This window comes from Rhizobium sp. Rhizsp42 (assembly GCF_047304155.1).
Taxonomy (GTDB): Bacteria; Pseudomonadota; Alphaproteobacteria; order Rhizobiales; family Rhizobiaceae; genus Rhizobium.
In genome coordinates this window covers 16,428-39,504 of record NZ_JBGLYS010000026.1, presented here as the reverse complement: position 1 = coordinate 39,504, position 23,077 = coordinate 16,428, and the positions used below count along the sequence as shown (strand labels likewise).

Annotated in this window: 21 protein-coding genes; 8 read left to right on the top strand and 13 right to left on the bottom strand. The window is 62.0% G+C overall.

Features of this window, described 5'->3' with window-relative positions:
• Positions 1-26: 26 nt before the first annotated feature.
• From pheT to infC, 8 genes are all read right to left on the bottom strand, one after another.
• On the bottom strand, positions 27-2,462 hold the full coding sequence (gene pheT / locus ACCD05_RS21925) for a phenylalanine--tRNA ligase subunit beta (protein WP_413395320.1): 2,436 nt from the start codon (positions 2,460-2,462) through the stop codon (positions 27-29).
• 44 nt (positions 2,463-2,506) lie between these two features.
• Positions 2,507-3,115: a BrnA antitoxin family protein gene (locus ACCD05_RS21920; protein WP_413395318.1), complete on the bottom strand. Its 609-nt coding sequence runs from the start codon at positions 3,113-3,115 to the stop codon at positions 2,507-2,509.
• The gene (locus ACCD05_RS21915; RefSeq protein ID WP_112981655.1) at positions 3,066-3,347 is read right to left on the bottom strand and encodes a BrnT family toxin; all 282 of its coding nucleotides are present in this window, start codon (positions 3,345-3,347) and stop codon (positions 3,066-3,068) included. The genes ACCD05_RS21920 and ACCD05_RS21915 overlap by 50 nt, the downstream gene beginning before the upstream one ends.
• 36 nt (positions 3,348-3,383) lie before the next feature.
• On the bottom strand, positions 3,384-4,466 hold the full coding sequence (gene pheS, locus ACCD05_RS21910; RefSeq protein WP_413395316.1) for a phenylalanine--tRNA ligase subunit alpha: 1,083 nt from the start codon (positions 4,464-4,466) through the stop codon (positions 3,384-3,386).
• Positions 4,467-4,506: 40 nt separating this feature from the next.
• Complete coding sequence (locus ACCD05_RS21905; RefSeq protein WP_413395314.1) at positions 4,507-5,361, bottom strand: serine/threonine protein phosphatase; 855 nt, start codon at positions 5,359-5,361, stop codon at positions 4,507-4,509.
• A gap of 96 nt (positions 5,362-5,457) precedes the next feature.
• Positions 5,458-5,862: a 50S ribosomal protein L20 gene (gene rplT / locus ACCD05_RS21900; RefSeq protein ID WP_018899276.1), complete on the bottom strand. Its 405-nt coding sequence runs from the start codon at positions 5,860-5,862 to the stop codon at positions 5,458-5,460.
• Between the two features lie 38 nt (positions 5,863-5,900).
• Positions 5,901-6,104 carry a 50S ribosomal protein L35 gene (gene rpmI / locus ACCD05_RS21895; protein WP_007813308.1) on the bottom strand — a complete coding sequence of 68 codons (204 nt, stop codon included), beginning with the start codon at positions 6,102-6,104 and terminating at the stop codon, positions 5,901-5,903.
• A gap of 356 nt (positions 6,105-6,460) precedes the next feature.
• Positions 6,461-6,997, bottom strand: a complete 537-nt coding sequence (infC, locus tag ACCD05_RS21890) for a translation initiation factor IF-3 (protein WP_037111403.1) — start codon at positions 6,995-6,997, stop codon at positions 6,461-6,463.
• Between the two features lie 175 nt (positions 6,998-7,172).
• Between infC and ACCD05_RS21885 the strand changes: the two genes are divergently transcribed.
• Both ACCD05_RS21885 and ACCD05_RS21880 read left to right on the top strand, forming a co-directional pair.
• Positions 7,173-7,988 carry an alpha/beta hydrolase gene (locus tag ACCD05_RS21885; protein ID WP_413395312.1) on the top strand — a complete coding sequence of 272 codons (816 nt, stop codon included), beginning with the start codon at positions 7,173-7,175 and terminating at the stop codon, positions 7,986-7,988.
• A gap of 238 nt (positions 7,989-8,226) precedes the next feature.
• On the top strand, positions 8,227-8,826 hold the full coding sequence (locus tag ACCD05_RS21880; RefSeq protein WP_413395310.1) for a transglutaminase-like cysteine peptidase: 600 nt from the start codon (positions 8,227-8,229) through the stop codon (positions 8,824-8,826).
• A gap of 151 nt (positions 8,827-8,977) precedes the next feature.
• Here the strand turns inward: ACCD05_RS21880 and ACCD05_RS21875 are convergent, their stop codons facing one another.
• Together ACCD05_RS21875 and ACCD05_RS21870 are read right to left on the bottom strand one after the other, a co-directional pair.
• Entirely contained in the window at positions 8,978-9,160 is a 183-nt protein-coding gene (locus ACCD05_RS21875) for a hypothetical protein (RefSeq protein WP_047507496.1), read from the bottom strand.
• 198 nt (positions 9,161-9,358) lie between these two features.
• On the bottom strand, positions 9,359-9,682 hold the full coding sequence (locus ACCD05_RS21870; RefSeq protein WP_413395307.1) for a GCG_CRPN prefix-to-repeats domain-containing protein: 324 nt from the start codon (positions 9,680-9,682) through the stop codon (positions 9,359-9,361).
• A gap of 316 nt (positions 9,683-9,998) precedes the next feature.
• On the opposite strand from ACCD05_RS21870, the gene ACCD05_RS21865 reads away from it, so the two are divergent.
• The 5 genes from ACCD05_RS21865 to ACCD05_RS21845 all read left to right on the top strand — a co-directional run bounded on the left by ACCD05_RS21865 (position 9,999) and on the right by ACCD05_RS21845 (position 18,352).
• The gene (locus ACCD05_RS21865) at positions 9,999-12,512 is read left to right on the top strand and encodes a transglycosylase domain-containing protein (RefSeq protein ID WP_413395305.1); all 2,514 of its coding nucleotides are present in this window, start codon (positions 9,999-10,001) and stop codon (positions 12,510-12,512) included.
• A 236-nt stretch (positions 12,513-12,748) separates the two neighbouring features.
• Positions 12,749-14,665 carry a molecular chaperone DnaK gene (dnaK, locus tag ACCD05_RS21860; protein ID WP_112981660.1) on the top strand — a complete coding sequence of 639 codons (1,917 nt, stop codon included), beginning with the start codon at positions 12,749-12,751 and terminating at the stop codon, positions 14,663-14,665.
• Between the two features lie 85 nt (positions 14,666-14,750).
• Positions 14,751-15,878 (top strand): molecular chaperone DnaJ, encoded by a 1,128-nt coding sequence (gene dnaJ, locus ACCD05_RS21855; RefSeq protein ID WP_018899266.1) that lies wholly within the window; start codon positions 14,751-14,753, stop codon positions 15,876-15,878.
• A gap of 209 nt (positions 15,879-16,087) precedes the next feature.
• Complete coding sequence (locus ACCD05_RS21850; RefSeq protein ID WP_413395303.1) at positions 16,088-17,983, top strand: TPR end-of-group domain-containing protein; 1,896 nt, start codon at positions 16,088-16,090, stop codon at positions 17,981-17,983.
• A 165-nt stretch (positions 17,984-18,148) separates the two neighbouring features.
• Entirely contained in the window at positions 18,149-18,352 is a 204-nt protein-coding gene (locus ACCD05_RS21845; RefSeq protein ID WP_018899268.1) for a hypothetical protein, read from the top strand.
• A 31-nt stretch (positions 18,353-18,383) separates the two neighbouring features.
• On the opposite strand, the gene ACCD05_RS21840 is transcribed toward ACCD05_RS21845, so the two are convergent.
• Positions 18,384-18,734, bottom strand: a complete 351-nt coding sequence (locus ACCD05_RS21840) for a helix-turn-helix domain-containing protein (RefSeq protein ID WP_026283144.1) — start codon at positions 18,732-18,734, stop codon at positions 18,384-18,386.
• A gap of 332 nt (positions 18,735-19,066) precedes the next feature.
• Between ACCD05_RS21840 and mbfA the strand changes: the two genes are divergently transcribed.
• On the top strand, positions 19,067-20,050 hold the full coding sequence (gene mbfA / locus ACCD05_RS21835; RefSeq protein ID WP_413395301.1) for an iron exporter MbfA: 984 nt from the start codon (positions 19,067-19,069) through the stop codon (positions 20,048-20,050).
• 137 nt (positions 20,051-20,187) lie between these two features.
• Here mbfA and ACCD05_RS21830 read toward each other — a convergent pair whose 3' ends face one another.
• Positions 20,188-21,042: an SH3 domain-containing protein gene (locus ACCD05_RS21830; RefSeq protein ID WP_413395299.1), complete on the bottom strand. Its 855-nt coding sequence runs from the start codon at positions 21,040-21,042 to the stop codon at positions 20,188-20,190.
• A 478-nt stretch (positions 21,043-21,520) separates the two neighbouring features.
• Positions 21,521-22,906: a dipeptidase gene (locus tag ACCD05_RS21825; RefSeq protein ID WP_413395297.1), complete on the bottom strand. Its 1,386-nt coding sequence runs from the start codon at positions 22,904-22,906 to the stop codon at positions 21,521-21,523.
• Positions 22,907-23,077 lie beyond the last annotated feature (171 nt).

Genomic DNA, 23,077 nt, shown 5'->3' with positions numbered 1-23,077 from the left:
GCACTAGAGGCCGCACGCCCTATTCATCAGCCCCGCAGGACGCCGCCGGTGACCTTGGTGACGCTGGCGACGATCTTTTGCGTCAGGGCCTCGAAATCCTCGTCGGTCAGCGTGCGCTCGACCGGCTGGATCTGCACCTCGATGGCGACCGACTTCTTGCCCTCGCCGACAGAGGCACCCTCGAAGATATCGAAGACGTTGACACCGGCGACCAGCTTGCGGTCGGCGCCGGTCGCGGCCTTGATGATGGCGCCGGCCTCGACCGCCTTGTCGACGACGAAGGCGAAGTCGCGCTTGACGGCCTGGAACTGCGAGAGCTCCAGCGCCGGCTTGGTGCGGGTCGCCTTCTTCTTCGGCTCGGGCATGGCGTCGAGATAGACTTCGAAGCCCGCGAGCGCGCCGGAGACATCGAGCGCTTCCAGCGTCGAGGGATGGAACTCGCCGAAATAGCCGAGCACGACCTTCGGGCCCATCTTGATGGTGCCGGAGCGGCCGGGGTGATACCACTCGGGACCGCCCTGCTCGACCTGGATGTTGGTCATCGGCAGGCCGCAGGCCTCGATCACGGCCAGCGCATCGGCCTTGGCGTCGAAGACGTCGACCGGCTTGCCGCCGCCCTTGGACGCGTTCGACCACATGCGGCCGGAGCCGGCCATCGAGGCGGTGCCGCGACGGATGCCGCCGGCAACGCGGCGTTGGCCTTCCGGCTTGTCGTTCTCATAGGTGCCGGAGACTTCGAAGATCGCGACGTCGCCATAGCCCTTGTCGGCATTGCGCTGGGCAGCCGTGAGCAGACCCGGCAGCAGCGAGGGGCGCATGTCGGACATTTCGGCTGCGATCGGGTTGGCGAGCTTCAGAGCCGGCGAACCGCCGCCGAAGAGCTTCGCCTGATCTTCCGAAATGAAGGACCAGGTGACGGCTTCCAGCATGCCGCGCGAGGCAAGCGCACGCTTGGCGGTGCGGGTGCGGATCTGCAGCGTCGTCAGGATGCGGCCGTTGACTTCGGTGTGGCTTTCCAGCGGCGCCGGCTTGATGTTGTCGACGCCATGGATGCGCATAACCTCTTCGACGAGATCGGCCTTGCCATCGACATCGGGACGCCAGGAGGGAACGGCAACGGAAACGCGCTCTCCGGAACCGGTGACCTTGAAGCCGAGGCGCGTCAGGATCTCGACGCTCTCTTCGGTGGAGACCTCGAGGCCCGTCAGGCGCTTCACTTCCGAGAAGGGGAAGTCGATGATCTTGGGTTCGTAGCCCTTATAGCCGACGATCTCGGCCTTGGCCGCCGTGCCGCCGCAAAATTCGAGCACCAGTTCGGTGGTGCGCTCGAGGCCGGGGACCATGTATTCGGGATCGACGCCGCGCTCGAAGCGATAGCGCGCATCGGTGATGATGCCGAGGCCACGGCCTGATTTGGCGATGTTCATCGGGTCCCAGAGCGCCGATTCGATCAGCACGTCGGTGGTGTTTTCATCGCAGCCGGAATGCTCGCCGCCCATGATGCCGCCGATCGACTCGATGCCGTTTTCGTCGGCGATGACGACGTTGTTCGGGCCGAGCTTGTATTCGCGCTGGTCTAGCGCCAGCACCGTCTCGCCGTCCTTGGCGCGGCGAACGGTGAGGTTGCCCTTCACCTTGGCGGCGTCGAAGACGTGCATCGGGCGACCCTGGTCGAAGGTCATGTAGTTGGTGATGTCGACGAGCGCGTTGATCGGACGCAGACCGATCGCCGTCAGGCGCTGCTGCACCCACTTCGGGCTCGGGCCGTTCTTGACGCCGCGCACCAGGCGCAGGCCGAAACCCGGGCAGAGCTTGTCGTCGTCGAGATCGAGCGTCAGCTTGACCGGCGTGTCGCCTTCGACGGCAAACGACGGCGCGGCGCGCGTCTTCAGCGTGCCGAGGCCGGAGGCGGCCAGATCGCGGGCGATGCCGTAGATCGAGGTGCAATCCGGACGGTTCGGCGTCAGGTTGATCTCGATGACAGGATCATCGAGATGGGCGTAGGCGGCAAACGAGGTGCCGACAGGCGCATCCTCGGGCAGGTCGATGATGCCGTCATGGCTGTCGGACATGTTGAGCTCCTTTTCGGAGCACATCATGCCGTGGCTTTCGACGCCACGGATCTTGCCGACGCCGAGCGTGACATCGATACCCGGCACATAATCACCCGGCCGCGCCAGCGCGCCAACCAGACCGGCGCGCGCATTCGGCGCACCGCAGACGATCTGCAGCGGCTTGCCGCCGTTGATATCGGGACCGGCATCGACCGACAGCACCTTCAAGCGGTCCGCTTCCGGATGCTTTTCAGCCGAAAGCACGCGGGCGATGACGAAGGGCTTGTAGGCTGCCTTGTCGTCGACATCCTCGACCTCAAGGCCGATCTCGGTCAGGCGCTTGCAGATTTCATCCAGTGTGGCGTCGGTCTCAAGATGATCCTTGAGCCAGGAAAGCGTGAATTTCATTGTGTTGTTCTCGTCTCAAAAATCATCGAAAAAGTTCAGATTGTTCAGGCTGCACGACCAGGCGCCTTGGCGCCGGGGGCTTTCCAGCCGAGAAGCAGTCCCTTGACGGAGACGCCTTCGTCCAGACCCGGCCACCAGACGCCGGAAAATTGCAGTTCGACATCGGCGCGGGCTTCGGCGGATGCGGCGGCCAGGAAGGGATACCACCAGAGCGGCGTCCTGATCTGCCTGCCATCCGCCAGCACGACATAGAGGAACTCGTCGTCGCAACGAGCGGCCACCGGGCGTTGTTCCTCGTCCGCCGGCCCCAGCGCTTGCAGCGCATCATTGATGCGGCCTTGCCAGCCGGGTCCCATCCTGCGGAAGTAATCGACCACGTCCTTGTCTAGCCGCAAACCGATGCGTTCCTTCACAGGCGCCTTTTGCGGGCCGCGCTTGCCGCGAGCCTTCTCCAAGACAGCACCAAGCTCCGGCGTTTCCCGCAGCGACAGGATCGCGGCATCGCCATCATCACCGAAAGCGGGCACATGCTCGCCGTGGGCGATCTCATAGTCGTCGAGTGAGATCAGACCCTTTCTGACATCGTCGAGCGTCGGAAGCGAACTACCGTTCGCCGCCCCGTCGCTCTTCGTAGATCTTCTGTTCGCGGTCATTCATCTTCCTCAGCGATATAACTCGAACCCGGCCCTCTCTCGGCGTCCAGCAAAAACAGCAGAGTGTGCCATCAAGCCGTCCATAGGAGTTGAAACGATCCTCTCCATAGTCTGCTCTGAGGTCCGGTACCGTGACGATGCTGTCGGGATCGAAGCGTTCGACGTCGGCGAAATCCAGTCCTCGGTGCTGGAGGGTTATCTGACGTTTATCTTCGTCCCACTCCAACTCCATTCCTAGCACACTCAGCTATTTGTGGCCACAATAAACTCAGCTGCTCAACCCGCCAAACAGCGTCGGCATGTCGAGTGGGCGGAAGCCGTAATGGGTCATCCAGCGGACGTCGGCGTTGAAGAAGTCGCGCAGGTCGGGCATGCCGTATTTCAGCATGGCGATGCGATCGAGGCCCATGCCCCAGGCAAAGCCCTGGTATTCGTCGGGATCGAGACCGCCCGCGCGCAGCACGTTCGGGTGCACCATGCCGCAGCCCAAAATCTCCATCCAGTCGGTGCCTTCGCCGAACTTGACGATCGGGCCGGAGCGGTCGCACTGGATGTCGACCTCGAAGGACGGTTCCGTGAAGGGGAAGAAGGACGGGCGGAAGCGCATGGTGACGCTGTCGACCTCGAAGAAGGTCTTGCAGAATTCTTCCAGCACCCAGCGGATGTTGGCGACATTGGCCTTCTTGTCGACGACGAGGCCCTCGACCTGGTGGAACATCGGCGAGTGCGTCGCGTCCGAGTCCTGGCGGTAGGTCTTGCCGGGGATGATGATGCGGATCGGCGGCTTCTGCGCTTCCATGGTGCGCACCTGCACCGGCGAGGTGTGCGTGCGCAGCACCTTGCGCTCGCCGTTCTCATCCGGATTGAAGAAGAAGGTGTCGTGCATCTCGCGGGCCGGGTGGCCCTCGGGGAAGTTCAGCGCCGTGAAGTTATAGTAATCGGTCTCGACATCGGGACCTTCGGCGATCGAGAAGCCCATGTCGGCGAAGATGGCGGTGATCTCGTCGACGATCTGGCTGATCGGGTGAATGCGGCCGCGCTCGGCGGGCGAGGAGCGGACGGGCAGCGAGACGTCGACGGTCTCGGCCTTCAGGCGCGCATCGATCGCCGCCTTCTTGAGATCGGCCTTGCGGGCGTTGATCGCGTCGGTCACGACCGTCTTCAGCGCGTTGATCGCCGCACCGCGGGTCTGGCGCTCTTCAGGCGTCATCGAGCCCAGCGTCTTCAGGAGTTCGGAGACCGACCCCTTCTTGCCGAGGGCCGCGACACGCACGGCTTCGATCGCCGGTTCATCGGCGGCGGCCGCGACATCGGACAGGAGTTGCTTTTCCAGGGTTGCGAGTTCGGTCATCTTTTCCTGCCTTCAGGGCGTCCAGTCTTTGAGGGACACTTCACGAAACATGCTTCAGATAGCTGGTCGCCACGATGAAACGTCGCAGATCACTACCCATGTGTACGCGGCCAATCAACCGGGCAGCCGACAAAAAGCCGCCGAGAAAGCCGGTAAGCTTGCGCAGTTCGGCAACGGCCGCCGGTGGCGCCACCTCGGCCCAGGCCTTGTAGGCCCGGTCGTGGGTTTCGCCGCCGAGCTTGGCGCGGGTCGCGACCTGCAAAAAGAGCAGCCAGATATCGCGCGCCTGGGCGACCTCCAGCGGCATCACCCGGTCGGGCTCTTCCTCGAAATCCATGAAACCGACGCGGCCGTCCTTCAGGAACATGTCGCGCGGATAAGGCCTGCCGTGGCACAGCCCCTTTGCATGCAGCCGTCCGAGTTCGCCGGCGCAATGGACGAGCATGTTGTCGTGGGCGACGGGATCATTGTTCAGCACGTGATAGAGCTGGCGATCGACGGTTTCACCGGCATCGCTGAAGACGACGGCAGCACCCGAGGAATAGATCACGCTGGCCGTCGGCACATCGTGTGCTGAAAACTGGGCGATGCGGCGGATTTCGCGCGCCGCCATGCCCTCGTCGGCCAGAAGCGGCGACGGGCGCAGGAAGGGCGCGCGGATGAGATTGGCGAGCATGCGCTGCAGCACCATCCAGCGCGAGGCGCGCTCGGTTCCGTAGCGCTTGATCCAGACGGCGCCACCCGACAGAGCGACACGCTCGACGCGCTTGGAGCCGCGCAGAAGGGCCGCCAGCAAAACGGGAACGTCCTCCTCGCCCAACCCGCTTTCGGCAAGCAGGTCGCGATCCATCGTCGGACGCATCACATCGTTTGCCAAATCTTGATCGTTCGCCACGTCAGGCGTCCCTATCCCGGTAAAACGAAGAAACCCGCGCAAGCCTTGCCAGCGCGGGTTTCAAATCATCGAAGCGAAGGTTCGAATAGCGCCGGCTTAGTTGACGGCTGCTTCAAACTCGTTCTTCGTGCCAGCGTCCTTCAGGTACTCGAGTGCCTTCTTGGAGGCAGCAACGAGCGCACCGAATGCTTCCGGCTCATGGATCGCCATGTCGGAGAGAACCTTACGGTCAACTTCGATGCCAGCCTTGTTCAGGCCGTCGATGAAGCGGCCGTAGGTCAGGCCGAATTCGCGGACAGCAGCGTTGATACGCTGGATCCAGAGGGCGCGGAAGTTGCGCTTGTTGATCTTGCGGTCGCGGTAAGCGTACTGCTTCGAACGATCGACAGCAGCCTTGGCGGCGCGGATGGTGTTCTTGCGGCGGCCGTAGAAGCCCTTGGCCTGCTTCAGAACCTTCTTGTGCTTGGCGTGGGCGGTAACGCCTCTCTTTACACGTGCCATTTCATGATCTCCTTAATCTATACGTTCGCGGAATAGTCTTAGAGACCGTTCGGCAGGTAATTCTTCACGACCTTGCGGCCATCCGGTTCTGCCAGAACCATGGTGCCACGTGCATCGCGAATGAACTTGTTGGAACGCTTGATCATGCCATGGCGCTTGCCAGCGGCTGCAGCCTTGACCTTGCCGGTCGCGGTGATCTTGAACCGCTTCTTGGCGGAGGACTTCGTCTTCATCTTGGGCATTTTGCTACTCCGTTTCTGATCCCCCCACTTGGCCTAAAGAGACGGCTTCAAAAGAAGCCTTCTCGCGATGCCCGGTTACCCGGTCGTCGCAACAAGTGCGGGAGCGTTTGTTGTTGATCTGCGGTCACGGTGACGAACCGTGCCGCAAGCATTCGAAACTGCCACGGCATGCCCTGCCGGTCAGTTCGGACGCGCGCTTATAACCGCAGTGTCATGAAAGTGCAACGGGGCGCGGAAGGAATCTTCCAGAGCCGCTTCGGACCCTGCCCCTCGGGCGCCGATCGCCCTTTATACCAGGGCGGAAATACAAAAGCCGCCCTCGCGGACGGCTTTGATACGAACGGTGGCGACGCGCCTTATTTGGGCGCGAGCACCATCATCATCTGGCGACCTTCGAGCTTGGGCTCGGCTTCGACCTTGGCGAACTCCAGCGTGTCGGCCTTGACCTGCTGCAGGAGCTTCATGCCGAGTTCCTGGTGGGCCATTTCGCGGCCGCGGAACTTCAGGGTCACCTTGACCTTGTCGCCTTCTTCGAAGAAGCGGCCCATCGCCTTCATCTTCACGTCATAGTCATGCGTGTCGATGTTCGGACGCATCTTGATTTCTTTGACTTCGACGATTTTCTGCTTCTTGCGCGCCTCGGCGGCCTTCTTCTGGTTGGCGTATTTCAGCTTGCCCAGATCGAGGATCTTGCACACAGGCGGTTCGGCGTTGGGGGAAATCTCAACGAGGTCGAGTCCGGCTTCTTCAGCCATTCTCAGGGCCTGGTCGGTCGCCACGACGCCCAAATTCTGTCCTTCAGCGTCGATCAGCTGAACTTTGGGAATGCGAATTTCCCTGTTCGAGCGCGGCCCATCCTTTACGGGCGCGTCGTTCTTAAACGGTCTGCGAATGGTCGTATTCTCCTCGCGTTGTTTCGGATTGCTGCAGCGGATCGCCTCTATATAAGGAAGACGACCGTGTTTCGCCATCGCTGCAACGAAGTCATTAGCACGCTTTAGCGGAAAAATCACCTGCTGTCAGCCTGTCAAGAATCTGTTTTATAGGCCGAAACAAAGGAGTTTCGCCATGTCCGACGCCAATATCGCCCCGCAGCACCAATTTCTGACCGTCGGCGAGGGGCTGGCAGCGCGAGAGATCGCCTATATCGCCCGCCCTGCTGCCGGCGACAAAACGGGGCCGACGCTGGTCTGGCTATCCGGATACCGCTCGGACATGAGCGGCAGCAAGGCCGTCGAGCTCGACCGCATGGCTGACGAGACCGGGCTTGCCTGCATCCGCCTCGATTATTCCGGTCACGGGCTCTCCGGCGGCGAATTCCGCGACGGCACGATTTCGCGCTGGCTCGAGGAGGCGATGGCCGTCCTTCTTCATCTGAAGCCCGAGCGCATCGTGGTCGTCGGCTCCTCGATGGGCGGATGGATCGCGCTCCGGCTGGCGCAGGAGCTGGCCGCGAAAACCGGTGTGCCGAAGCTTGAGGGCCCAAAGCTTGAGGGTATGGTGCTGATCGCGCCGGCGCCGGATTTCACCGAAGTGCTGATCGAGCCCAATCTCACCGAGAAAGAGAAGAAATCACTTGCCGAGCGCGGCTTCTTCGAGGAGCATTCGGAGTATAGCCCCGAGCCCAATATCTACACCCGCGCGCTGATCGAGGACGGCCGCGACAATCGGGTTCTGACCGGGATGATCGAGACCGGATGCCCGGTTCACATCCTGCAGGGCATGAAGGATCCCGACGTTCCCTATACGCATGCGATGACCCTGATCGAGCACCTTCCCGCCGACGACGTGGTGCTGACATTTATTCGTGATGGCGACCACCGCCTGTCGCGTCCACAGGACATCGAGCGCATGCTTGCGGCGGTGAAATCGCTCGTTCGCTGAGGCGGTGACGGCACGCTGCGGCCGTGCTGCACGAAAATACGAATTTATTTCAATGACTTGGCGATGAGATGCTGCGTGCGGTGAGCGCGCGCAGTACCCAGCCCTGTGCCAAATCCTAACGCATTTTAACCATATTGACCGCTTCTCACCCCCTCCTCAGAAGTAGTGATTGACTCCAAGCAGCCGTCTCCGTTAACTTTTTGTTAATAAATCAAGGGCGATGCAAGGGACAGTGGGCGTGCGGATCAAGGGTTTCCTGGTGGCCATGATGGCCATGTTTGCAATGTCGACCTCGGCTACGCCGGCATCGACCAACACTCTTTCGATGGTCGTCGGCGCCACCACCTCGCAGCCGATCGGACATTACGAGTTTTGCCAGTCGCATCGCGAGGAATGCGGTCCGAACCGCAACGTCGCCGCCATGGAAATGACCGATGCCAAGTGGGCTCTCGTCCGTTCGGTCAATACAAGCGTCAACACCACGATCATCCCGATGACCGACATGGAAGTCTACGGCAAGGAAGAAGTCTGGGCCTATCCGACGACCGCCGGCGACTGCGAGGACTATGCGCTTTTGAAGCGCCGCATCCTGATCCAGCGCGGCTTCTCGGCCGCCAATCTTTTGATGACCGTCGTGCGCAAGCCTGATGGCGAGGGTCACGCGATCCTGACGCTGCGCACCACCAAGGGCGATTTCGTCCTCGACAACCTGGCCTCCACCGTGAAGCCCTGGTTCGACACGCCCTATTCCTTCATCAAGCGCCAGTCGAGCGCCAATGCCGGCCGCTGGGTCACCATCGAGAATGGCCGCGACGTTCTGGTCGGCGCGCTGAAGTAGATTTCAGATTTTCCCCAACGAAAAGCCCGACGCTCCTGAGAGACGCCGGGCCTGAATTCGATCGGCTCGTGTTGAGGGGAGACGGCCGATCTGCCGCGAGGCGTGCTGCCTCGCTTGGGTAGAAATGGGCGAAAGCGGAAATGGTTCCGCGTCACCAGCCGGAAGCTGTATTTTTGCCGGATGCCATCAGGTCGCGCATCGAAGCATAGGGGCCGTGCAGCATCTTCAGACGGCTCTCCTCCATCTTCGACAGCCGATGACGGCGCGCGAAATCATGCACGCTCCAGATCTCTCTGGGGCTGAAATCGTCTGCTTTTGCCGAATGGATGCTCATTGTCTGCCTGTTTGATGCGCTGGATGCGCGAATAAGAGGCGCAATCGCCGCGACATATGTCAGATTTATGACAAAGGCAACGAATGACAGCCATGACAAAACAGCGCAGCTCGCCTGACTTCGCCAACGGCCCGCGCCTATGAAAAAAGGCCCGCGACGGGCGGGCCTTTCGAGTGGTCAGTGCGATCGTGCCATCGCTTAGTAGCGATAGCCGTAGCCGTCGCGTGCCCATGGCGGCGGGCGATGGCCGCGTTCATAACGCCAGCCATAGCGTGGCGGCGGGCGGTGGCCCCAGCCGTAGTCGCGTTGGTAGCGGCGTTCGTAGCGCGGTGGCGGCGGGCGGCGCCAGTTCGGGCGGCAATCGCCCCAGGGGGTGACGTGGAAGCCACGGCCGCAGGCGTAGTCGACCTTGACGACATTGTTGTTTACGCCGCTCTGAACGGCGCCCATCGGCATGGCTTCGGCAACCGTGGCAGTAAGCCCGGTCAGTGCGATCGCGATCGCGATAATTGTCTTGCGCATCTCTGCACCTCATTCCTTATGCAAGTCCCTTGCACGTGGATTAGAGGGCCGTTCTGGTGAACGGGAGCTGAACCAACAAAGGCATTATTGCGGCAGGCGGTGAGAGCCGGCTGAAACCGAAAAACCTAGTGCTTAAAAGCTTTTGCCTTTGGCTAACGAGGTCTTAACTCCCCCTTAAATCGCCGCATTTAAAGTTCAACCGGGTAAAGATGCGGCCAGCGTGATGCGGCCGCCGCAACCATCGGGCTTGAAGCCGGTGGATTGCGGGTTGGGGCAAACCTCGGTTTGCGATTGAAGCGAGGTTCAGCGGGCGTAAATGGCAGGCAGGGGCAGATCAGGCGATAGAATCGAACCATCCTTCAGCGGGCGCGAGCGCCGCGACGATGGCGATGATTTCGCGCTCGGCGCCGATGACCGCGTCGCCGGCGGCGGACGCCCCGTCAAGCGCACGGCGCAAAAGTCCGCTCCACGCCGCGAACCGCCCGCAAGGCGCGAGCCCGATTCCGCCCGCTATGAGGATGATTACGACGACGAGCCGCGCTACCGCGAGCCGCCGCGCCGCCGCAATGGCGGTGGTGGTGGCGGCAAGCGCCGGCGGCCCGAACGCGAGGGCCTCGGCTTCTTCGGCCTCATCCGCCGCATGGTCTACTGGTGCATCGTGCTCGGCATCTGGGCGGGCATCGGGGTAACCGGTCTGGTCGTGTATTACGGCTCGCGCATGCCGAGCGCCAGCAGCTGGGAAATTCCCGCCCGTCCGCCCAACGTCAAGATCACCTCGGTCGACGGTAGCGTGATCGCGAATCGCGGCGCCACCGGCGGCGAAGCCTTGGCGCTGGAAGACATGTCGCCCTATATCCCGGAAGCGATCGTCGCCATCGAGGACCGGCGCTTCTATTCGCATTTCGGCGTCGATCCCATGGGCCTCGCCCGCGCCTTCGTCACCAACCTGACCTCGGGCCACATGGTCCAGGGCGGCTCGACGCTGACGCAGCAGCTCGCCAAGAACCTCTTCCTCTCGCCTGACCGCACTTTAGAGCGTAAGGTCCAGGAAGTGCTGCTCTCCTTCTGGCTCGAGCAGAAATACACCAAGGACCAGATCCTTGCGATGTATCTCAACCGCGTCTTCTTCGGCTCCAACGCCTATGGCGTCGAGGCTGCCTCACGGCGCTATTTCAACAAGTCGGCGCGCGATGTGAACCTCGGCGAGGCGGCCCTTCTTGCCGGTCTCGTCAAGGCGCCGTCGCGCCTGTCGCCGGCGCGCGATCCGCAGGCCGCCAACGACCGCGCCCAGGTCGTGCTGCAGGCCATGCGCGACCAGGGCATGATCTCCGACGACGAGGTCAAGACCGCGATGTCGCAGACACCCGCCAAGGCCAAGCGCTATTGGGATGGCGCCGGCCATTATGTGGCCGACATGGTCATGGACGAGCTTCCGGCGCTGATCGGCGACGTCAAGGAAGACATCGTCGTCGACACCACCATCGACAAGACGCTGGAAAAGCGCGCCGAACAGTCGCTCAACGACGTGCTCGGCAAGGACGGCGCCAAGCTCGATGCCTCGCAGGCAGCGCTCGTCTCGATCGACGGCACCGGTGCGATCCGCGCTTTGGTCGGCGGTCGCGATTATGCCGACAGCCAGTTCAACCGCGCGGTCAAGGCCAAGCGCCAGCCGGGCTCCTCCTTCAAGCCTTTCGTGTACGCAGCCGCGCTCGAAAAGGGCCTGACGCCGTTCTCCGTCTTCAACGACGCGCCCATCCGCATCGGCGACTGGACGCCGGAGAATTACGAAAAGAAGTACAATGGCGAGGTGACGCTGGCGACGGCGCTTGCGAAATCGCTGAACACCGTCGCCGCCCAGCTGGTCATGTATGACGGGCCCGATCAGGTCATCAAGCTTGCCCACCGCCTCGGCATCGAGAGCGAGCTGCAGTCCAACGCCTCGATCGCGCTCGGCACCTCGGAAGTGTCGCTGACGGAGCTGACGGGCGCCTATGCCGCCTTCATGAACGGCGGTTACAAGGCGACGCCGCATGTCATCCGCCGCGTGACGACGGCCGATGGTAGCAAGGTTCTCTACGAAAACACCTATGACAACCCGCCGCGCGTTCTCTCAGAGGCGGTCGCCGCCAACATGAACGCGATGATGATCGGCGTCGTCGAGCAGGGAACGGGCAAGGCCGCGAAGATCCCCGGCTGGCAGGTCGCCGGCAAGAGCGGAACGACGCAGAACTCCCGCGACGCCCTCTTCGTCGGCTTCACCAGCAATTTGACGACGGGCGTCTGGTTCGGCAACGACGACGGCAAGCCGATGAAGAAGGTCACCGGCGGTGGTCTTCCCGCCAAGGCCTGGCAGGAATTCATGGTCGCCGCCCACAAGGGCCTGTCGCCTGCGCCGCTCTTCGGCAACGGCCAGTTCGTCAATCCGGCGGCACCTGTCGACAACGGCCAGCCGATGGCATCCAACGATCCGAACATGCAGCCGAATATGCAGGGCGGCATGCCCAACGACATGAATGGCAACATGACCGGCTCCACCGGCGGCATGCAGCCGCCCGTCGAGGAGCAGGGCACCATCGGCAGCATCATTTCGGGCGTCTTCGGTGGCGGCGGCAACGACCAGCGGAGCCAGTATCCGCAGGCGCCGGTGCGTCGCGGCGGCCAGCAGCAGCCTCCGGTTTATGGCGGTCCGGTACCGCCCGCCGATGTCGCTCAGGACGAGGGTTATGGCTATGGAAATGCGCTGCCGCCGGGCGATGTCGGGGGTGGTCCGCAGCACCAGCCGTACCAGCCGCGCCGCACCACGCTTCTCGACCTGATCATGGGTGAGTAAACGCTTTGCCGCGCAACAAAAAACGTGCCTTCGCGCGCGCGGCGAAAATTAATTGCTGTTGGCTTCTTTTGCTGGTTTTCAGGACATTTCCCGCCTTGCAGTCGCGAAAACCCGTCCTTATATACGCCGCATCACCGCAATCACGATTGCGTCAAACGTAGAGACCCATCCCGTAAGGGGCTGTCATCGAAATGCCTTCCCGGGGTTCAGACAGCTTGCTTCAAGGAGTAAATGACATGGCAAAAGTAATTGGTATCGACCTTGGAACGACAAATTCCTGCGTCGCTGTCATGGACGGCAAGGACGCAAAGGTCATCGAGAACGCCGAAGGTGCGCGCACCACGCCTTCGATCGTTGCATTTTCCGAAGATGGCGAGCGCCTCGTCGGTCAGCCGGCCAAGCGCCAGGCAGTCACCAACCCCACGGACACGCTGTTCGCAGTGAAGCGCCTCATCGGCCGCCGCTACGACGATCCGACGGTTGAAAAGGACAAGGGCCTCGTTCCCTTCGAGATCACCAAGGGTGACAACGGCGACGCATGGGTCAAGGCCCGCGGCACCGGCTATTCGCCTGCCCAGATCTCCGCGATGATCCTTCAGAAGATGAAGGAAACCGCTGAATCCTACCTCGGTGAAAAGGTCGAAAAGGCCGTCATCACCGTTCCCGCATACTTCAACGACGCACAGCGCCAGGCAACCAAGGATGCCGGTCGTATCGCTGGTCTCGAAGTTCTGCGCATCATCAACGAGCCGACGGCGGCAGCCCTTGCCTACGGTCTCGACAAGAAGGACGGCAAGACCATCGCCGTTTACGACTTGGGTGGCGGTACCTTCGATATCTCGATCCTCGAAATCGGCGACGGCGTCTTCGAAGTGAAGTCCACCAACGGCGATACCTTCCTCGGCGGTGAAGACTTCGATATGCGTCTCGTCGAATACCTCGTTGCCGAGTTCAAGAAGGACAACGGCATCGACCTCAAGGGCGACAAGCTTGCTCTGCAGCGCCTCAAGGAAGCTGCCGAAAAGGCCAAGATCGAACTGTCTTCGTCGCAGCAGACCGAAATCAACCTGCCGTTCATCACGGCCGATGCAACCGGTCCGAAGCACCTGACGCTGAAGCTGACCCGCGCCAAGCTCGAAAGCCTGGTCGACGATCTCGTCCAGCGCACCATCGCGCCGTGCAAGGCAGCTCTCAAGGATGCCGGCGTAACGCCAGCCGAGATCGACGAAGTCGTTCTGGTCGGTGGCATGAGCCGCATGCCGAAGGTACAGGAAGTCGTCAAGCAGCTGTTCGGCAAGGAGCCGCACAAGGGCGTAAACCCGGATGAAGTCGTCGCTCTCGGCGCTGCCATCCAGGCCGGCGTTCTCCAGGGCGACGTCAAGGACGTTCTGCTTCTCGACGTAACCCCGCTGTCTCTCGGCATCGAAACGCTGGGTGGCGTCTTCACCCGTCTGATCGAGCGTAACACCACGATCCCGACGAAGAAGTCGCAGACCTTCTCGACCGCCGACGACAACCAGTCCGCCGTCACCATCCGCGTTTCGCAGGGCGAGCGCGAAATGGCTGCCGACAACAAGCTGCTCGGCCAGTTCGACCTCGTTGGCCTGCCGCCGGCACCGCGTGGCGTTCCGCAGATCGAAGTCACCTTCGATATCGACGCCAACGGCATCGTGCAGGTTTCGGCCAAGGACAAGGGTACCGGCAAGGAACAGCAGATCCGCATCCAGGCCTCTGGTGGTCTCTCCGACGCCGACATCGAAAAGATGGTCAAGGACGCCGAAGCCAATGCTGAAGCCGACAAGAAGCGTCGCGAAGGCGTTGAAGCCAAGAACCAGGCCGAAAGCCTGATCCATTCCAGCGAGAAGTCGCTGAAGGATTACGGCGACAAGGTCACCGAGGCCGATCGCACCGCGATCTCCGACGCGATTGCCGCTCTGAAGACCTCCGTCGAGGCAACCGAGCCGGACGCCGAGGACATCAAGGCGAAGACCCAGACCCTCATGGAAGTCTCCATGAAGCTCGGTCAGGCGATCTACGAAGCGCAGCAGGCTGAAGGTGGCGCGGAAGACGCTTCCGCCGAAGCCGGCGATGACAATGTCGTCGATGCCGACTACGAAGAAGTCAAGGACGACGACCGCAAGAAGTCCGCGTAAGCGGCTCGCAACGGTCACGTTTGAAACTGACATTCCGGCTGCTCACCATGGCAGCCGGAAATCCATTTCCGGGGTCTGATCCTTAATGGCAAAAGCCGATTTTTACGAAACGCTGGGTGTCGCCAAGACGGCTGACGAAAAAGAGCTGAAGAGCGCTTTCCGCAAGCTGGCGATGAAATACCATCCGGACAAGAATCCCGATGATCATACCGCCGAGCAGAAGTTCAAGGAAATCAACGAAGCCTACGAGACGCTGAAGGACCCGCAGAAGCGCGCGGCCTATGACCGCTATGGTCACGCGGCGTTCGAACATGGCGGCATGGGCGGCGGTGGCGGCGGTTTCGCAGGCGGCGGCTTCTCCGATATCTTCGAGGATATTTTCGGCGAGATGATGGGCGGCGGCCGCGCAAGGCAGCGCTCGTCCGGCGGTCGCGAACGTGGCGCCGATCTTCGCTACAACATGGAAATTTCGCTGGAGGAATCTTTCTCCGGCAAGACGGCGCAGATCAGGGTTCCGACCTCGATCACCTGCGACGTCTGTTCCGGCTCCGGCGCCAAGCCCGGCACCCAGCCGAAGACCTGCGGCACCTGCCAGGGCTCCGGCCGCGTGCGCGCCGCACAGGGCTTCTTCTCCGTCGAGCGCACCTGCCCGACCTGCCACGGCCGCGGCCAGATCATCCCCGATCCCTGCACCAAGTGCCACGGCCAGGGCCGCGTGACTGAGGAGCGTTCGCTCTCGGTCAATATTCCGGCCGGTATCGAGGACGGCACCCGCATTCGCCTGCAGGGCGAGGGTGAGGCCGGCATGCGCGGCGGCCCGGCGGGCGATCTCTATATCTTCCTGTCGGTCAAGCCGCACGAGTTCTACCAGCGCGATGGAGCCGATCTCTACTGCGCCATCCCGATCTCGATGACGACGGCTGCCCTTGGCGGCACCTTCGATGTGGCCACGCTTGACGGCACCAAGTCGCGCGTCACGGTTCCCGAGGGCACCCAGGCCGGCAAGCAGTTCCGCCTGAAGGGCAAGGGCATGCCGGTGCTGCGCTCCAGCCAGACCGGCGATCTCTACATCCAGATCCAGATCGAGACCCCGCAGAAGCTTTCCAAGCGCCAGCGCGAGCTTTTGCAGGAGTTCGAGGAGCTGTCGTCGAAGGAGAACAATCCGGAATCGACGGGCTTCTTCGCCCGGATGAAGGAATTCTTCGAGGGCTGATCGAAGATACTCAGTAAAAATTCAGGGGTCCGGTTGTTCGCAACCGGGCTTTTCTATTTTTGCATAGGGATAAACATATCTTTTGCGGACGAAGAGACTCGACAATTCTATTGCCAGTCCCTTTATTAGATATGTTACATTCATTCTGTATTGGGCCTCGAAAAGGTTCTAGACTTGCATTCCCTTTGGTAGCCTGTCCCGAGGTTGATTTGGAACGCCGTCTCGCAGCTATTCTCGCAGTGGATATTGTCGGCTACAGCCGAATGATGGGTGCCGACGAGCGGGCGACCTTGGATGCGGTCAAGCTCTGCCGCGGCGAGGTCATCGATCCCAGGATCGCCAATGCTCGTGGCCGTGTGGTCAAGCACACCGGCGACGGCATGCTCGTGGAGTTCTCCAGCATCGTCAACGCGGTCTCCTGCGCCAACGACGTGCAGCAGGCGATGGCGGCGCGCAACACGGCGCTGCCCGAGGAGCGGCGCATCGAGTTTCGCATGGGCATCCATCTCGGCGACGTCATCGTCGAGGACAACGACATCTTCGGCGATGGCGTCAATGTCGCGGCGAGGCTTGAGGCGATCTGCGCGCCCGGCGGCGTGGCGATCTCGGCGTCGGCCCGCGATCACGTCGGCAGCCGGCTCGATCTGTCCTTCCAGGATCTCGGCCTCTTCACGCTGAAGAACATCGAACAGCCGGTGCAGGTCTACGCCATCTCGGCAAAGCGCGCTCTGCCGCTGAAGGTCAATGCGGCGGCCCTTGCGGCGGCCAAGGAGAAGCAGAAGCCGCTGGTGGCTGTGCTGCCCTTCTCCAACATGAGCGGCGATCCAGAGCAGGAATATTTCTCCGACGGCATCACCGAGGACATCATCACTGATCTGTCGAAGATCTCCAATCTCTACGTCGTCGCCCGCAACACCGCCTTCACCTACAAGGGCAAGTCGGTGCAGGTGAAGCAGGCTGCAGCCGAGCTCGGCGTCCACTTCGTGCTGCAGGGCAGCGTGCGCAAGGCCGGCCAGCGGGTGCGCATCACCGGCCAGCTGATCGACGCGCGCAATGGCGCCCATCTCTGGGCCGACCGTTTCGACCGCGACCTGACCGATATCTTCGCCGTGCAGGACGAGATCACCCATGCGATCGTCGACCAGTTGAAGATCAAGCTGCTGCCGGAAGAGCAGGAAGCGATCGCCGCCGCGCCGACCACCAATGTCGAGGCCTACACCTATTATCTGCGCGGCCGGCAGTTCTCGCACTCCTGGACCCGCCACTATCTGCTGATGGCGCGCCGCATGTTTGCGACGGCGGTGGCGCTCGACCCGAATTACGCCCAGGCCTATGCCGGCATCGCCGATTGTGAATCGACGCTGCGCGACTGGCATGCCGGCGAATACACGCTGAAGGGCATTCTGGAACTCACCGCCAAGGCGCTGGCGCTTGACCCCAATCTCGCCGAGGCGCACGCCTCGCGCGGTCTGGCGCTGCATCAGGACGGTCGCGACGGCGAGGCGCTGGTGGAGTTCGAAAAGGCGCTGGCGCTGGAGCCCGATCTTTACGAGGCGAATTTCCACTACGCCCGTTTCCTGTTCATGCAGGGCAAGTTCGAGGGCGCCATCACCTTCTTCACCCGCGCCAGCGAAATCCGACCGGACGATTATCTCTCGCCGATCCATCTGACGAGCGCCTGCCGCTCGCTGGGGCTGTCGCGCGAGAGCGAGCACTGGGCGAGCGTCGGGCTGGAGCGCGCCGAGCGAGCGCTGGAACTGCATCCCGAAAACGCCGGCCCCGCCCATCGCGGCGCGCTGGCGCTCGCCCATATGGGCCGCTTCGACGAGGCGCGCGAATGGGTCAAGCGCGCCCAGCTGCTCGATCCCGACGATATCGTCGCGCAGTACAACGTCGCCTGCGTCCACGCGCTGATTGGTGAATGCGACCAGGCGCTCGACATCCTCGAGGCGCTCTTGCCGCAATCATCCTGCTACCAGATCCTCTGGTTCAGCAACGATTCCGACCTCGACGCGGTGCGCGGCCACCCGCGTTTCCAGGCGATGCTCGACGCCATCGCCGCCTGCACCTTCCATCAGGACGGGTTCAGGGTCGCGTCGGAATAACGTGCAGGTAGAGTACGCCAGCGCAGGCGCTTCATTCCGGGACAGGGTGTGGCAGCTACAATATTCGCGTTAACGCAAGCAATGAAAGCCGCTTTGCAGCGATCGCGAATATATTCAATATGCTCGAAGGGGAATACACACACTCACACACCGAGAGCAACTTCCATGACGGTAGCCGCTTTGTCCTTGCATGCTGATGATGTCGATGTACTCGCGGGCGCGCTGTACACCTGGTGCGCCGAGCGCAATATCAAGCTCCTGAGCCAGCAGGGCCTGTCGATCGCCAATATCGCGATCGATCTCTATCATGCCGGTCATCAGACGCAGGATCAGTTGCTGGTCGCTCTGCACGACTGCGATTTTCACTGACCGCTACACGCGGCCACGTCACGCCGAAATCTCAGGCGTAGACGTCCTCACCCGACATCAGCGTCACGATGGTCATGACGGCTTCCTTGCCGGCGGTCGAGCGCAGCTTGTCGTAGGTCACGGCAAGCTCGTAGGCCTCGGCGCTGAGGCCCGGCCGCGACGTCGTATCTGCACCCTCGAACAGCGCCGAAATGTCGACGCCGAGAAAAACCGCGATCTGGTGCAGCTTGCTCGCCGAAACGCGGTTGGTGCCCTTCTCGTATTTCTGGATCTGCTGAAACGTCAGCCCGAGCGCCTCTCCAAGTTCCAGCTGGGAGATGCGTCGCTTGGCGCGCAACGTCCTGACGTTCTGGCCGACAATAATATCCACCGGATCTGGCACTTTGATAGTTCCCGTTCATTTCATTAAATTTATCTGAACACTATGCCGAGGTTTTTAAATATCTCAACCCGAGAGTTGCAAATTTCAACCAGCTTTTTGGCTGATTTTTAGGCTATTTTCGTAAATAAAGAAGATGAAATATACCTGGACGTGCATAAAATACACAAAACTAGTTTACGGGTGTGCTTGCGGTTACTGCGGGAAGCTGTTTTTCGCTTTCGCTAGACATGGCCGCTCGGCAGAACATGCACATCGCGCGCAAGCGGCCGCGCCGCGGGCTTGACCGCCGCGTATGCGAGGCCTATTTTAGAATTATTCTAAAAGAGGCCAGCATGCTCAAACGTATTTTCAGATCACCCAAGCGTTCTTTCGACAGCCTGTCCGAGCAGGAGATCCTGGCGCTCGCCATCGGCTCCGAGGAAGACGACGCGCGCATCTATTTCGCCTATGCCGACCGCCTGCGCAATGATTATCCGGCTTCGGCCAAGGTTTTCGAAGAGATGGCGGAAGTCGAGAACACCCACCGCAATTCCCTGATCACGCTCTACCGTGAGCGCTTCGGCGAGCGCATCACGTTGATCCGCCGCGAGCATGTAGAGGGCTTCTACGAACGCAAGCCGGACTGGCTACGCGCCAACCTGTCACTCGACAAGATCCGCCAGGAAGCCGAGGCCATGGAGAACCAGGCCTACCGCTTCTACATCGAGGCCGCCGGCCGCGTCAGCGACGCCTCGACGCGGCAATTGCTCGGCGATCTGGCGCTGGCAGAGCAGGGGCATGAAGACATCACCCGCATGCTCGGCGACAAGCACACGCCCGAGGACGTGCGCAAGGAAGAGGACCAGAAGAACCGCCGCCAGTTCGTGCTGACCTATGTGCAGCCCGGCCTCGCCGGCCTGATGGACGGTTCCGTCTCGACGCTCGCGCCGATCTTCGCGGCGGCCTTCGCCACGCAGGATACCTGGCAGACCTTCCTCGTCGGCCTCTCGGCCTCCGTCGGCGCTGGCATCTCCATGGGCTTCACCGAAGCCGCTCACGACGACGGCAAGATCTCCGGGCGCGGCTCGCCGATCAAGCGCGGCCTCTCCTGCGGCATCATGACGGCGCTCGGCGGCCTCGGCCACACGCTGCCCTACCTGATCTCGGATTTCTGGACGGCCACCACGCTGGCGGTCATCATCGCCATCTTCGAACTCTGGGCCATCGCCTTCATCCAGAACCGCTTCATGGAGACCCCCTTCCTGCGCGCCGCCTTCCAGGTGGTCGTCGGTGGCGGGTTGGTGCTGGGTGCGGGTATCTTGATCGGTAGCGGCTGACGCGGGTGGCGTGAGGCCGCGACCGAAGCGCCCTCCCCCATGCCGGTCACGGGCATAAGCCAAGGATAAGCGGGCGGACAGGAGAACGGAAAAGGGCGACCCTGCGGCCGCCCTTCTTCTTTATTTCAGGTGCTTGATTACTGCTGGTTCTGGCCGCAATTGGGGTCGCCCGGCTGGCAGACCGGCGGGCGGCGGCGGTCGTGATCGCGACGATCCGGGCCGCGATCGAAGCCCGGCTGTCCGGGGTGGCCGGGCTGACCCGGCTGGCCGGCCTGTCCTCCCTGACCGCCTCGGCCACCCTCGCCACGCCGGCCGGGCTGGCCCGGTTGACCGGGTTGGCCGGACTGATCGTCAAACTGCGGCGGGCGGCCGGGACGGCCACCATTGTCCTGGCGCGGATCGGGACCACGGCCATAATCGGGACCACGACCGGGGCCACGGTCGAAATTGGGCTGGCCATTGTCGAAGCCGGGACGCGGGCGATTGTTGTCGTAACCCGGGCGGTTGTAATCGTAACCAGGGCGGGGACGGCCCGGATTGTCGAAGCCCGGGCCGGGCGGCGGGCGGACGGCTGCCGGGCGGTCATAGACTGGGTTGCGGCGCCAGCGGTCGCGCTGACCGTAGAAGGATCGGTCGCGGTAATAGCGATCCCAGTAGTTGCCGACACTGAAGACCACCGTCGGGATGCCGAGCGGGCGATAGTATTGCGGATCGACATAGACGCGGCGCTGCTGATAGAGCGCCTGCACATAGCGGCCGGCGACCCAGCCGCGGCCATTGTAGAACTCGACATCGCACCAGGGCACATCGGCAAGGCAGCCGTGGATTTCGACGGATTCGCCGGCGGGAATGACGGTCACAGCGGGATACTGCGTGCTCGGGCCGGCGCGCATGTTGACGTTGGCTGTCGCGAACCCTTCGGCGGCCTGAGCTGCCACCGGGGCCAGCAACAAGGCTGCGACGGCGGTGATCTTCATCAATGTGGTCTTCACGCTTGCACTCCCTAGATAGAGCGGCCGAAACGCCGCCCCTTCAGAAAACTTTCGGGCTTATCGCCTTATCAAGACAACAGTGAACAGCTTCCCGGCCAAAGTTTGGCGAGAGTGATTCAACTTTTCTTTCAATGACTTATAGCATCCGCTGATGAACGCAGCTTGAACGGTTCGAGCTCGAAGGCCTTGAAAAGCGGCCGCGCAATCACGATATCCTGGTCATCGGATGCAGTCGTCGATCGCCAAGCCGCACCATGGAGCGCCGGTTGATCGACATGACAGTCGCGAGATTATCGTTAACGCTACGTTAACCTTTCGCGGGCAGTCTGACTGCAATATTCGCTTTCACTTTGACCACGGATGTACTGGCACTGATGCGAAGCGAATGACGAAAGGCCGGTTTCAACCCGGCCTTTTTGTTCCTCTGGCGCCCCGATCTTTAAAAATCGGTGCGCCTTTTTCGTTTCATCGACGCCGATTACGCTGCCAGCGCTTCCATGATGCGGATCCAGGAGCGGATGCCCTTGTGATAGGACGTCAGCTCGTACTTCTCGTTGGGAGAATGGATGCGGTCGTCGCTGAGGCCGAAGCCGACGAGCAGCGATTCCATGCCGAGCATCTTCTGGAAATCGCCAACGATCGGGATCGAGCCGCCCATGCCGATGACGACGGCGGGCTTCGGCCATTCGTCGGAGAGCGCCGTCTTTGCTTTCGTCAGAACAGGCGAATCATAGGACAGGTGGATGGCCGGCGAGCCGCCATGCGGGTGAAACTCGACCGAGCAATCGGCGGGGAGTTTCGAGCGCACATAGGCGCGGAAGCTGTCGCGGATGGCGGCCGGGTCCTGCGTGCCGACGAGGCGGAAGGAGACCTTGGCCGACGCCTTGGCGGCGATCACGGTCTTGAAGCCTTCGCCGGTATAGCCGCCCCAGATGCCGTTGACTTCGGCGGTCGGGCGGGCCCAGGTGAGCTCCAGCACCGAGCGGCCCTTTTCGCCCGAGGGAACCGACAGGCCGACCTCGCCGAGGAAGCCCTCGGTGGTGAGCCCCAGCGTTTCCCACGAAGCCTTGATGTTCGCGGGGGTCTCCTCGACGCCGTTGTAGAAACCATCCAGCGTGATGCGGCCGGTGTCGTCGTGCAGGCCGGCGAGGATCTTCGTCAGGATATGGATCGGGTTGGCGGCGGCACCGCCGAAGAGGCCCGAATGCAGATCGCGGTCGGCTGCGGTGACGACCACTTCTTCGCCGACCAGGCCGCGAAGGGCGGCTGCGATCGCCGGCGTGTCGCGGTCCCACATGCTAGTATCGCAGACCAGCGCATAGTCGGCCTTCAGCTCGGCGGCATTGGCCTCGAGGAAGGGCTTCAGCGATGGTGAGCCGGATTCTTCCTCACCCTCGAACAGGATCGTGACGCGCACGGGCAGCGCGCCGTTGATTTCCTTATAGGCGCGGCAGGCTTCGACGAAGGTCATCAGCTGGCCCTTGTCGTCGGCGGTGCCGCGGCCGGTCAGGATCTTGCGGCCGCCCGATTCCTGGACGGAAGGCTCGAAGGGGTCGTTGTCCCAGAGATCGATCGGATCGACCGGCTGCACGTCATAATGGCCGTAGAAGAGCACATGCGGGGCCGAAGAGTTGGCGCCGTCGTGATGGGCGACGACCATGGGATGGCCGGGCGTGGTGCGCACCGAGGCGTCGAAACCGATGTCGCGGAGATAGGCCACCAGCCATTCGGCCGCCTTGTGGCAATCATCCTTGTAGGCGGGATCGGTCGAGATCGACTTGATCCGCAGCAGCTCGAACAGCTTGTCGAGGCTCGAGGGCAAATTCTGGTCCGCGCGCGCGAGAACCGGCATCAGGTCAGGCATTTCCGACTCCTTCTTGAATTTTTGCCGGACGATAGACCAAAGCATCAGCGCTTTCGAGGTGAAAAACGAAATGCGGGCGCACGCCAGGCTCTGCGAGAACATTCGTTCAGAGCATGGAAAAGTTGTAATTTGCAATTCATAGTTATTTAAGAAGACGCTTGATAACTTCCG